This is a genomic window from Vibrio crassostreae (assembly GCF_041439375.1).
GTDB lineage: Bacteria > Pseudomonadota > Gammaproteobacteria > Enterobacterales > Vibrionaceae > Vibrio > Vibrio crassostreae_D.
On sequence record NZ_JBGONY010000006.1, the window covers coordinates 84,216 to 96,052 of the forward strand.

General features: G+C 46.7%; 8 protein-coding genes. 5 read left to right on the forward strand and 3 right to left on the reverse strand.

Features of this window, described 5'->3' with window-relative positions:
* Window positions 1-39 precede the first annotated feature (39 nt).
* The 3 genes from ACED45_RS04690 to metF all read left to right on the forward strand — a co-directional run bounded on the left by ACED45_RS04690 (window position 40) and on the right by metF (window position 4,832).
* Window positions 40-1,221 (forward strand): O-succinylhomoserine (thiol)-lyase, encoded by a 1,182-nt coding sequence (locus ACED45_RS04690; RefSeq protein WP_371713392.1) that lies wholly within the window; start codon window positions 40-42, stop codon window positions 1,219-1,221.
* 2 nt (window positions 1,222-1,223) lie between these two features.
* A complete protein-coding gene (locus tag ACED45_RS04695; protein WP_371713393.1) occupies window positions 1,224-3,635 on the forward strand; it encodes a bifunctional aspartate kinase/homoserine dehydrogenase II in 2,412 nt (803 codons plus the stop codon).
* A gap of 297 nt (window positions 3,636-3,932) precedes the next feature.
* Window positions 3,933-4,832 carry a methylenetetrahydrofolate reductase gene (gene metF / locus ACED45_RS04700; RefSeq protein ID WP_009848888.1) on the forward strand — a complete coding sequence of 300 codons (900 nt, stop codon included), beginning with the start codon at window positions 3,933-3,935 and terminating at the stop codon, window positions 4,830-4,832.
* A 130-nt stretch (window positions 4,833-4,962) separates the two neighbouring features.
* Here metF and ACED45_RS04705 read toward each other — a convergent pair whose 3' ends face one another.
* The 3 genes from ACED45_RS04705 to argE all read right to left on the reverse strand — a co-directional run bounded on the left by ACED45_RS04705 (window position 4,963) and on the right by argE (window position 9,876).
* Complete coding sequence (locus ACED45_RS04705) at window positions 4,963-5,502, reverse strand: PadR family transcriptional regulator (RefSeq protein WP_017061141.1); 540 nt, start codon at window positions 5,500-5,502, stop codon at window positions 4,963-4,965.
* A gap of 349 nt (window positions 5,503-5,851) precedes the next feature.
* On the reverse strand, window positions 5,852-8,488 hold the full coding sequence (gene ppc, locus ACED45_RS04710; protein WP_017063683.1) for a phosphoenolpyruvate carboxylase: 2,637 nt from the start codon (window positions 8,486-8,488) through the stop codon (window positions 5,852-5,854).
* 251 nt (window positions 8,489-8,739) lie between these two features.
* Window positions 8,740-9,876 carry an acetylornithine deacetylase gene (gene argE, locus ACED45_RS04715; protein ID WP_371713394.1) on the reverse strand — a complete coding sequence of 379 codons (1,137 nt, stop codon included), beginning with the start codon at window positions 9,874-9,876 and terminating at the stop codon, window positions 8,740-8,742.
* Window positions 9,877-10,029: 153 nt separating this feature from the next.
* Between argE and argC the strand changes: the two genes are divergently transcribed.
* Complete coding sequence (gene argC, locus ACED45_RS04720; RefSeq protein ID WP_371713395.1) at window positions 10,030-11,034, forward strand: N-acetyl-gamma-glutamyl-phosphate reductase; 1,005 nt, start codon at window positions 10,030-10,032, stop codon at window positions 11,032-11,034.
* A gap of 12 nt (window positions 11,035-11,046) precedes the next feature.
* Window positions 11,047-11,835 carry an acetylglutamate kinase gene (gene argB / locus ACED45_RS04725; protein WP_146492426.1) on the forward strand — a complete coding sequence of 263 codons (789 nt, stop codon included), beginning with the start codon at window positions 11,047-11,049 and terminating at the stop codon, window positions 11,833-11,835.
* Window positions 11,836-11,837: the final 2 nt, after the last annotated feature.

The window sequence follows — 11,837 nt, forward strand, 5'->3', positions numbered from 1 at the left end:
GCTGTGATTCTCAGACGCAAAACTTGTAAGGAAGCACCTATGAGCAGCCGGAAGCCAGCAACCATCGCAGTACGTACTGGTATCGAGTCAGACACGCAACACCATGCCGTTGTCCCACCTATTTATCTTTCGACTAACTATGGGTTTCCCGCTTTTGGTGAAGTGCCAAAGTACGATTACATCCGTTCTGGTAACCCAAACCGCGGTTTACTAGAAACGGCACTGTTTGAGCTTGAATCGGGCAAAGGCGCGGTGGTCACTAACTGTGGTACTTCGGCGCTTAACTTATGGATTTCTGCTTTCTTAGGTGGCGATGATCTTATTATTGCACCGCATGACTGCTACGGCGGTACTTACCGTCTGTTTAATACTCGCTCGCTAAAAGGTGACTTCAAAGTTTTGTTCGTTGATCAATCGGATCAAGCCGCGTTGGATGCGGCGATCGCGCTCAAGCCAAAGTTGATCTTAATCGAAACGCCATCGAACCCGTTGGTTCGTGTGGTTGATATTGCAGAGACTTGCCGTAAAGCGAAAGAGGTTGGTGCTCTGGTTGCTGTCGATAACACATTTTTGACGCCTGTGTTCCAAAAGCCTTTAGAGCTGGGTGCTGATTTTGTTATCCACTCAACCACCAAATACATCAACGGACACTCGGATGTTATTGGTGGCGTTGTGGTCACTAAAACTGAAGAGCACGCGGAAGAGCTTGCATGGTGGGGCAACTGTATTGGTGCGACCGGAACACCATTTGATAGTTACATGACTCTACGTGGTATTCGTACGCTAGGTGCGCGTATGCGTGTTCACGAAGAGAGTTCACGTGAAATTCTGACGGCTCTGCAACAACAAGATCTGGTGGGCACTATTTACCACCCAAGCCTTCCTGAACATCCGGGTCATGATATCGCGAAGAAACAGCAATCGGGCTTTGGTTCCATGCTCAGTTTTGAGTTTGCGGGCTTATTCGAGGCGCTTAAATACTTTGTTGATAAGTTAGAGCTGTTTTCTTTGGCAGAATCATTGGGCGGTGTTGAAAGCCTGATTTGTCACCCTGCGTCGATGACTCACCGCGCGATGGGTGAAGAAGCCTTAGCAGAAGCGGGTGTTTCTCAGCAACTACTGCGTCTATCTGTTGGCCTTGAAGATGCAGAAGACCTAATCGATGACCTCAAGCAAGCGTTTGAAAGAACACAGCGCTTTATCGCTGAAGGGGAGGGTTAATAATGGCAACCTTTCGCCAGCTACATAAATTTGGTGGCAGCAGTTTAGCGAATCCTGAATGTTACCAACGCGTGGTCAACATTCTTAGAGAATACTCATCAGCATCTGATTTGGTGGTGGTATCGGCAGCAGGCAAAACAACCAACCGTTTGATTGAATTTGTTGAAGCGCTCGACAAAGATGGTCGTATTGCCCATGAATGCCTACAAGCACTTCGTCAGTTCCAGCTTGAACTGATTGAAACACTGCTTGAAGGTGAGTCTTCGGCTCAGCTAACGGCAACCATTCAACAAGAATTTACCGCTTTGGGGGAGCTAACGGCTCCTTTAAGTGAAGCACAAAAAGCAAAAGTGCTTGGACACGGTGAGGTTTGGTCTTCACGTCTACTCGCTGCTTTGTTATGCCAGCATGACTTACAAGCAGTTGCTCAAGATGCACGTGCCTTTTTACGTGCAGAAGCGGGTGCTCAACCTGAAGTTGACCGCGCACGTTCTTATCCTCTGATCAAAGAAGCCTTAGCGCAGCATGCACATTGCCGCGTGGTGATTACGGGCTTTATGGCTCAGAACTGCGAGGGTGAAACGGTATTACTTGGTCGTAATGGTTCGGATTACTCAGCAACCGTGATTGGTGCTTTGGCTGAAGTTGAACGCGTGACGATTTGGAGTGATGTGGCGGGCGTTTACAGCGCTGACCCTCGTCTGGTTTCGGATGCGTGTTTACTGCCTCTACTTCGCCTTGATGAAGCTAGTGAATTGGCGCGTCTTGCCGCTCCAGTGCTTCATAGTCGAACGTTACAGCCTGTGGCTCAAAGTGCTATGGATCTGAGCTTACGCTGCAGCTACCAGCCGGAGGCGGGCTCTACACAGATAGAGCGCGTACTGGCATCGGGTCGTGGCGCGAAAATTATTACCTCTCTGGATGAAGTTCTTATCGTGCAGCTGACCTTTGGTCACGGCCATGATTTCGATCGTCTAGAGAGTGAAGTGCTTGAAGGGCTTAAACGCGCTCAACTGGAGCCGCTGGCTTATGAGCTTGAACCGGATCAACACTGCTTGCGTCTTGCCTATACGGAAGAGATCGCTGGTGGTGCATTAGAATATCTACAAGACCATGCGATTGAAGCTGAGATTAAGCTAAAAGAGGGTTTCTCTTTGATTGCTGCCGTGGGTGCTGGCGTGACTAAGAACCCGAACCATTGTTACGGTTTCTACCAGCAGCTTAAGAGCTCGCCAGTTGAGTTCATCTCGGAAGCGAACTCTGGCTTGAGCTTAGTGGCTGTGATTCGTAAGAGTGAAACATCAAGCCTAGTGAAAGGTATTCACTCTCAACTATTCCAAGCGCAGAAGCGTGTTGCGATTGCTTTATGTGGCAAGGGCAATATTGGTTCAAGCTGGTTAAGCCTGTTTGCAGAGCAAAAAGCGGAACTTGAAAAGCGTCGTGGAATGAACTTTGAGTTGGTTGCGGTAGTTGATAGCCAAACCTATTGGTTCGACGATCAAGGCATTGATGCGACCTCGGTGAGCAAGCGTTTTGATGATGAAGCGATTGCCAACAATGGTAACGACTGGTTAGAGCGTTTGGGGTCTATTCAGGGTTACGATGAAGCTGTGGTACTCGATGTCACCGCAAGCCCTGTGCTTGCAGCAAAGTACCTGCAAATTGCACAACAAGGTATCCACCTGATCTCGGCGAACAAGGTGGCTGGTTCTGCATCGAGTGAGTATTACCATCAAGTACAAGATGCTTTCGCTAAGATCAGCCGTCATTGGTTGTACAACGCGACAGTGGGTGCAGGCTTACCGATTAACCACACGGTACGTGACCTACGTGAAAGTGGCGATGACATCATTGCGCTGTCGGGTATTTTCTCGGGCACTTTGTCTTGGTTGTTCCAGCAGTTTGATGGCACGGTGCCGTTCAGCGAGTTAGTCGACTTAGCATGGCAACAAGGCCTGACTGAACCAGACCCGCGTGCTGACCTAGATGGTTCAGATGTGATGCGTAAGCTGGTGATTCTGGCGCGTGAATCGGGTTTAGATATTGAGCCTGAAAACGTGAAAGTAGAGTCACTGGTACCTGCAGAGTTGCAAGATCTATCAGTTGATGACTTCTTTGATAAGGCTTCTGTTCTGAGTGAAGAGTTGGCTGAACGTTTAGAAAAAGCACATTCGCAACAAAAGGTGCTACGTTACGTCGCGCGTTTAGAGAAGAACGGCAAAGCAACTGTAGGCGTTGAAGCTCTGTCTAAAGAACACGCTCTAGCGAACTTGCTGCCTTGCGATAATATCTTTGCGATCGAGAGTAAATGGTACAAAGATAATCCATTGGTTATTCGTGGCCCGGGTGCTGGACGTGAAGTGACGGCTGGTGCAATTCAGTCTGATTTGAACCGAATGTCGAGCCTGTTCTGATACTCAGATCGGTTGGTTTAATACTTAGATCAATTGTTTTAGTACGTAAATGGCATACTATTCACTAAGATAAATAAGGCTGAAAGCACGATGTGTTTTTCAGCCTTTTTTCTACATTATTTCTGCTTTGCGACTCATCTAACGACTTGAGTTTTACTCACGATCTACTTGAGAAAAATTCATAATGGATCTGTTGACATTAAATCGTATTCAATACATTCTACAGACATATAGACGTCTAAACGTCGTTTGAGGATTTGAGTTTTTAGTGGTTGCTTTTGCCACAGGGAGAGTAAGATGGGATACACACACGCTAGTCATATCGACGCTTTAAATCAGAATATCGCTGAGCTTTCTGACAACATCAATGTGTCATTTGAGTTTTTTCCACCAAGCAGTGAGAAGATGGAAGAGACCCTGTGGAATTCTGTTCACCGTCTTAAAACACTTCAACCAAAGTTTGTATCGGTAACTTACGGTGCAAACTCGGGCGAACGTGACCGTACCCACTCAATCATTAAAGAGATTAAGAACCAAACAGGCTTAGTTGCAGCACCGCACCTAACGTGTATTGATGCGAGTCGCGAAGAGCTGATTCAAATTGCCGACGATTACTGGGCGAATGGTATCGAGAGTATTGTTGCGTTGCGTGGTGATATTCCAGCAGGCGGCGGCGCGCCAGATATGTACGCATCTGACCTAGTCGAGCTACTTAAATCTCGCCACGATTTTGATATCTCAGTAGCGGCATTCCCTGAGGTTCACCCTGAAGCAAAAAGCGCTCAATCGGATCTTATTAACCTTAAGCGTAAAGTCGATGCGGGTGCTAACCGTGCTATCACTCAGTTCTTCTTCGATGTTGAAAGCTACCTACGTTTCCGAGACCGCTGTGTGGCGGCTGGTGTAGATGTTGAAATTGTTCCGGGCATCCTACCGGTTTCTAACTTCAAGCAAGCGTCTCGCTTTGCTGCGATGAACAACGTAAAAGTACCGGGTTGGATGGCGAAGCAGTTTGAAGGTTTGGATGATGATCCAACGACTCGTCAGCTTGTTGGTGCTAGCCAAGCAATTGATATGGTTCGTACACTGAGCCGTGAAGGTGTGAAAGACTTCCACTTCTACACGCTAAACCGTGCAGAAATGACTTACGCACTTTGCCACACATTAGGTGTTCGTCCACAAGTCGCTGCGCTTTAAGCAAAGTCTAAGAAGTAAAGCCTAAGTGCTTGTAAAAGCCTCTGGCTGTAAAATTTCAAATCCTGTAGATACAAAAAAGGCTTGGACTCTAAGAGTTCAAGCCTTTTGCTATTCTAGCTTCTAGCTTAACTTAAGCAAGAGCGCCAAGTTCAAGCAGTACTTCTTCAGCCCATACAATCCATGCTTCACGGATAAGTAGGTTACGACGAAGAGTAAGACGCTCAAGGCGTGCTTGCTTGTCTAGAGTTGATGGCGTTGCGTAGTAAGCCGCTTCGATTTCACGGTAGTGAGAAACCAGTTTGCGAGACTCTTCTACTAGCTCAGCAAGTTGTACACGGTAAGCGTCAGAAGGTTGTACAGCACAAGCCATTAGCTTAGCTGAGAACTCGTCACGAACGGTTGGGTGTGCAGTTGGTTGTTCAAACCATTCACCTAGCGCGCCACGGCCAGCATCAGTGATAGAGTAAACTTTACGATCAGGTTTGCCTTCTTGAGGCTCAAGCACGCAAGTTACCTGGTCGTTCTGAGCCATTTTATTTAGCTCGCGGTAAACTTGTTGGTGGCTAGCTTTCCAGAAGTAACCAATGCTTGCGGAGAATTCTTTTGTGATATCGTAACCAGTAGCATCGCGTGTACTTAAAACGGTTAGAATTACGTGTGGTAATGACATGTCTGAAATCCAAATGGTAAACAGTAAACAAATACTTAAACAACAAGTGTGCTTCTAATGGCACGTTATATTGGTTATGTCTAAGTAGCACCAACTCATCGGTTGGTTATGTCACCTTACAAAGCCGTTTATCACCTAGGTTGACCAGTTTATTGGTCAAATTGCTGCAGATTATTTTTTTGGAGTGTTTCCGCAGCGGAGCAGTAGTATATCTAAATAATAAGCATAAAGTAGAATACATGGACAAAATAACCCAAAAAACTGACAAAATACTCACTAGTGGTTATTTTTCAAAATAAAAAGGTCGCGCGTGGCGACCTTTTGTTCTTTTTATAGTAGGAATCACTAATTAACCAGTGTTTCGCATACCTGCTGCAATGCCTGCAATCGTCACCATTAGCGCTTCTTCTAGCTCTGCTGGTGGTGTTTCGCACTTACGAGTACGGTAAAGCAGTTCTGCTTGAAGCATGTTTAGTGGCTCAACGTAGATGTTACGTAAGCGAATTGACTCAAGCCCCCAAGGGTCGCTCTGCATCAAGTTCTCGTTATTTTCTACATTCAGTACCGCTTTGATGTCTTTTTGTAGCTGTTCACGCAGTAACTCACCCAGAGGCAATAGCTCTTCGTCAACAAGACGTTGATCGTAGTACTTCGCAATTTCCATGTTGCACTTCGAGTACACCATTTCCAACATACCCAGACGAGTTGAGAAGAATGGCCATTCACGACACATCTCTTCCAGTAGCGCTTGATGGCCTTGGTCTACAGAGTATTGAATGGCTTCACCAGCACCTAGCCATGCAGGAAGTACCAAACGGTTTTGGCTCCAAGAGAAGATCCATGGAATTGCACGTAGGCTTTCTACGCCGCCATTCGGGTTACGTTTTGCAGGGCGAGAACCAAGAGGCAGTTTACCTAGCTCCAGTTCAGGCGTCGCTTGACGGAAGTAAGGTACGAATTTCTCTTCACCACGAACCACGTTACGGTAAGCCTCACAAGAGACTTGAGACAGCACTTCCATTAGGTCGCGCCACTCTTGTTTTGGCTCTGGTGGCGGCAGAAGGTTCGCTTCTAGAATCGCACTTGCGTAAAGGTTAAAGCTGTTTACAGCAACGTCTGGTAAACCAAGCTTAAAGCGGATCATTTCGCCTTGCTCAGTTACACGTAAACCGCCTTTCAAGCTCTTAGGTGGCTGAGAAAGAAGAGCAGCGTGCGCTGGCGCACCACCACGACCAACCGTACCGCCACGACCGTGGAATAGAGTCAGTTCAATGCCTTCTTCATCACAAACTTTAACCAGCTTGTCCATCGCGTCATACTGGGCCCAACCTGCAGACATTACGCCCGCATCTTTCGCTGAGTCAGAGTATCCGATCATCACCATTTGGTGGTTCTGGATAAATCCACGGTACAAGTCGATGCTCATTAGCTGCTTCATTACCGCTTCTGAGTTGTTCAAATCGTCTAGCGTTTCGAACAGTGGACATACGTCCATGCGGTATGGGCAACCACATTCTTGCAGAAGCAAGTGAACAGCCAGTACATCCGATGCAGTACGAGCCATAGAAATCACATAAGCGCCGAAGGCTTCACGAGGTTGAGCTGCAATTACCTTACAGGTGTCTAAAACCTCTTTCACCTGTTCAGATGGCTCCCAGTCGCGCGGTAGCAGTGGGCGTTTTGAGCTTAATTCATTAGTTAAGAAAGCAATCTTGTCTTGCTCGCTCCACTGGTCGTAATCGCCAATGCCTAGGTAGCGAGTCAGTTCAGATAGGACATCTGAGTGACGTGTACTTTCTTGACGAACATCGAGACGAACTAAATGCACACCGAATGCTTTTAGGCGACGTAGGGTATCAAGCAGAGAACCATCCGCGATTACGCCCATGCCACATTCGTGCAGCGATTGGTAACACGCGTAAAGTGGTGTCCAAAGTTGGTCGATGTTCTGCAGTGTTTCTTTCTTCGGTACTTCAGCATCATGCAGTTTTGCATCCAGCACTTCTAGCGTGTTGTTCAGCAGAGTGCGTAGGCTCTTCAGGATTGCACGGTAAGCTTCGTGCTCATCACCTGCTAGTTCACGAACCGCATCATTACACTTAGTCATCGACAGCTCGGTAATCAGCTCATTAACGTCGCCTAGGTAAAGGTCTGCAGCTTTCCAGCGAGATAGGCGCAGCACTTCTTTAGTGATGGTGTGCGTTACGAATGGGTTACCATCGCGGTCACCGCCCATCCAAGATGAGAAGTGTACTGGACGAGCATCGATTGGCAGGCCTTCACCAAGGTAACCTTTTAGTCGACCATCCATTTCACGTAGGAAATCTGGCACAGCTTCCCAAAGCGAGTTTTCGACAACCGCAAAGCCCCATTTAGCTTCATCAAGTGGAGTCGGGCGTTGCTGACGAATCACATCTGAGTGCCAACCTTGAGCGATAAGTTGCTCTAGGCGACGTTCGGTTTTCACGCGCTCTTTGTGTGATAGGTCGCTTAATTCTAATTTAGATAGACACTCGTTGATCTTAACCAGCTTGTTGATCATGGTGCGACGAGTGATTTCTGTTGGGTGTGCAGTCAAAACGAGTTCAATGTTCAGGTCGCGAACTGCTTGAGCCGCATCTAGCTTGCTGATGTCGTTTTGGTTTAATTTGGAAAATAGAGATTGCAGCACGTCTGGTTCGCAAACATGCTCCTCACAGTGGCGAGAGATGGTGTGGTACTGCTCTGCCATGTTGGTGAGGTTGAGAAATTGGTTAAATGCACGAGCAACAGGAGTGAGTTGTTCGTTCGGCAGGTTTTTGATTTCTTCAACTAGGCTGTCACGGTCAGCTTTGTTGCCTGCGCGGGCGGATTTGGAAAGTTTACGGATAGTTTCCACTTTCTCTAAGATAACGTCACCATGTGCATCTTGGATTGTGTTACCTAGCAAGCGTCCCAGCATGCTTACGTTACTCTTGAGAGCGGCGTATTTCTCGTTCATTGTCATCCTGCCTCGTAAAAAAATTACATCCATTGTTCCTTGTTAAGTACACAATCTAGCGAAAACTGCTGTATCTAGTCAAATAAAGCATTCTAAGTTTGCAATTATTAGGTTTAGAAATGCGGGAGAAGTAAATTTTTCAATACTGTGGAATAAAGTGAAATTTAATTACAAGAACAGGCTATGTCAGAGATAACAGAATAAAAGCCACCTTTTTGGGTGGCTTTTGTATAAAAATATCGAACGGGTAGCAATAACTAGAAACAATATTTACGGATCGATTTACTCAGAACATCAATTGTTGGGTCAATAAAATCGAAGCTTAAGAACTCATCCGGTTGGTGAGCCTGGTCGATTGACCCCGGACCTAGTACTAAGGTTGGACACAGCTCTTGAAGGAAAGGTGCCTCTGTACAGTAGTTCACGGTTTGCGATTCAATCTCGCACACCGATTCCATACCACCAATAAATGGATGGTCGTGTTGGCACTCGTAACCCGGAATCGGCTCATGCAGCGGAGTAATCTCAATTCTGCCCGGCCATTTTGCTTCTACTTCCTTGAGTGCGCTGCGCAGCATGTTATCCAACCCATCTAAGCTGATGCCTGGTAAAGGACGAACGTCGTAATGTAGTTCACAACAGCCACAGATTCGGTTAGCGCTATCACCGCCGTGAATATGGCCAAGGTTTAGAGTCGGACTTGGAATAGCGAAACCCGGGTGGTGATACTCTTTGACTAACTTGTCACGCAGCTGCATCAAAGCAAACAGCACTTCATGCATGATTTCGATGGCGTTGACACCTAATGCAGGATCCGAAGAGTGACCTGATTTACCGGTTACTCGCACGGCATTGGCGACATGACCTTTATGACCACGTATAGGCACAAGGCTGGTTGGCTCACCAATGATGCAGTAATCCGGTTTAAATGGTGCATTCTCCGTGAAGTGACGTGCGCCTAGCATGGTGGTCTCTTCATCACAGGTTGCCAATACATAAAGTGGCTTCGCCTGTTTGCTCCAATCCATCTTCTTTGCCGCTTCATAAACGAAAGCGAAAAAGCCTTTCATATCGGCCGTGCCTAACCCATAGAAGCGATTGTTGTGTTCTGTTAGTGCGTGAGGATCGAAATTCCAACGCCCTTCATCGAATGGCACGGTGTCGCTGTGTCCTGCTAGTAGCAAGCCACCTTCGCCTTCCCCCATTTTTGCGACCATATTATGCTTGCCGGGCTCGACTTCCATGACCTCAACGCTAAAGCCTAAGTCTTTGAACCATTGTGCCATCTTTTCGATCACTTTCTCGTTGCCATGATCCCAGCTTGGATCAGTCGAGCTAATAGAGTCTGTGGAAATAAGGCCTTTATAGACCTCAAGGAAACTCGGTAATTGCATAATATCTTCACTTCTACTATTGACAGGAAAACTATAAGTCGGTAAAACACATATTAAATCATATTTAATGCATAAGAAATCAAATAAAGCTAAAAATTAAGTATGAATAGTCAAATTTGAAAAGTAACTTACCTCAAGAATGGATGTGTTGAGATGTTGAAAACCACGATCATTGGCGCAAGCGGCTACACAGGAGCAGAACTGGCTCTAATGATAAACAGACACCCTGAGCTCACGCTATCAGGTTTGTATGTCTCAGCCAATAGTGTAGACGCAGGTAAACCTATTGCGGCGTTGCACGGTAAGTTAGCTGGTTTGATTGATATGCCAGTACAACCGCTAACGAATCCGGAAGAAGTGGCTAAACAGTCCGATGTAATTTTTCTAGCAACGGCACATGAGGTCAGTCATGACCTAGCGCCAATCTTTCTAGAGAACGATTGCCAAGTGTTCGACCTATCGGGTGCATTCAGAGTTAAAGGCGAGAACTTTTACCAAGAGTTCTACGGTTTTGAACATCAACACGAACAATGGTTAGACAAAGCAGCTTACGGTTTAGCTGAATGGAACGAACAAGAAATTAAAGAAGCTCAGCTTATTGCCGTCGCGGGTTGTTACCCAACCGCATCACAACTGGCGATTAAGCCTCTGGTTGAAGCCAAGTTACTTGATGAGAACCAATGGCCAGTGATTAACGCGACTAGCGGAGTTACTGGTGCAGGTCGCAAGGCGACTATGGTTAACAGCTTCTGCGAAGTGAGCCTGCAAGCTTATGGCGTCTTCAATCACCGTCATCAACCTGAAATGGCCGCACATTTAGGGTGTGATGTGATTTTCACTCCGCACCTCGGCAACTTTAAGCGCGGTATTTTAGCGACCATCACCATGAAACTGGCTGAAGGCGCGACAGAACAACAGATACAAGATGCCTTTGAGCAAGCTTACCAAGGTAAACCTGCTGTGAGGTTACTCGAAGAGACACTGCCAAGAATTCAAGATGTAGAACAGACGCCTTTCTGCGACTTAGGTTGGAAGGTCCAAGGTCAGCACATCATCGTTGTTTCAGCGATTGATAACTTATTAAAGGGTGCATCTAGCCAAGCGATGCAATGTTTAAATTTACGTTATGGTTTTGCGCCATTAACTGCGTTAGTGTAAAGGAATCTAGATATGAGCCTTAATAATCAACCATTAATCATAAAGTTAGGTGGCGCTGCGCTATCTTGTGGTGAAACACTCAGCAAGTTATTTGGTGCTATTTCAGCTTACCAACAGCAGGCACAGCGTCCTATCGTGATCGTTCACGGTGGTGGTTACCTTGTTGATGATTTGATGAGTAAGCTAAACCTAAAAACGGTTAAGAAAGAAGGGCTACGTGTTACTCCTTATGACCAGATCCCTGTGATCGCTGGTGCACTAGCGGGCACGGCCAACAAATTACTTCAAGGTCAGGCAATTAAAGATGGTATCAATGCCGTTGGTTTGAGCCTTGCAGATGGTGGTTTATGCAAAGTGAGCGAATTGAACCCTGAGCTGGGCGCAGTAGGAAAAGCGGAGCCGGGCGACTCAACCGTCCTGCAAGCGATTCTTAATGCTGGCGCACTGCCAATCATCAGTTCAATTGGCCTAACTGAACAAGGCCAACTGATGAACGTCAATGCCGACCAAGCTGCGGTTGCCGTAGCTGGCGCACTTGATGCTGAACTGGTGCTTCTTTCTGATGTAAGTGGTGTGTTGGATGGCAAAGGCCACCTCATTCCAAGCCTTAATCAACAGCAAGCTGATGACCTTATTACAGGCAAAGTGATTACCGATGGCATGATCGTTAAGGTTCAAGCCGCACTAGAAGCCGCTAACGACCTTGGACGACCAATCGAAGTTGCCACTTGGCGATACCCAGAAAAGCTAACACAACTGTTTTCAGGTAAAAGCATAGGAACACAGTTTTTACCTCAGTAGGT

Excerpts from the sequence above, each read along its gene's own strand:
- ACED45_RS04690 (WP_371713392.1), top strand. The coding sequence starts at position 40 with ATGAGCAGCCGGAAGCCAGCAACCATCGCAGTACGTACTGGTATCGAG.
- ACED45_RS04695 (WP_371713393.1), top strand. The coding sequence starts at position 1,224 with ATGGCAACCTTTCGCCAGCTACATAAATTTGGTGGCAGCAGTTTAGCG.
- metF (WP_009848888.1), top strand. The coding sequence starts at position 3,933 with ATGGGATACACACACGCTAGTCATATCGACGCTTTAAATCAGAATATC.
- ACED45_RS04705 (WP_017061141.1), bottom strand. The coding sequence starts at position 5,502 with ATGTCATTACCACACGTAATTCTAACCGTTTTAAGTACACGCGATGCT.
- ppc (WP_017063683.1), bottom strand. The coding sequence starts at position 8,488 with ATGACAATGAACGAGAAATACGCCGCTCTCAAGAGTAACGTAAGCATG.
- argE (WP_371713394.1), bottom strand. The coding sequence starts at position 9,876 with ATGCAATTACCGAGTTTCCTTGAGGTCTATAAAGGCCTTATTTCCACA.
- argC (WP_371713395.1), top strand. The coding sequence starts at position 10,030 with ATGTTGAAAACCACGATCATTGGCGCAAGCGGCTACACAGGAGCAGAA.
- argB (WP_146492426.1), top strand. The coding sequence starts at position 11,047 with ATGAGCCTTAATAATCAACCATTAATCATAAAGTTAGGTGGCGCTGCG.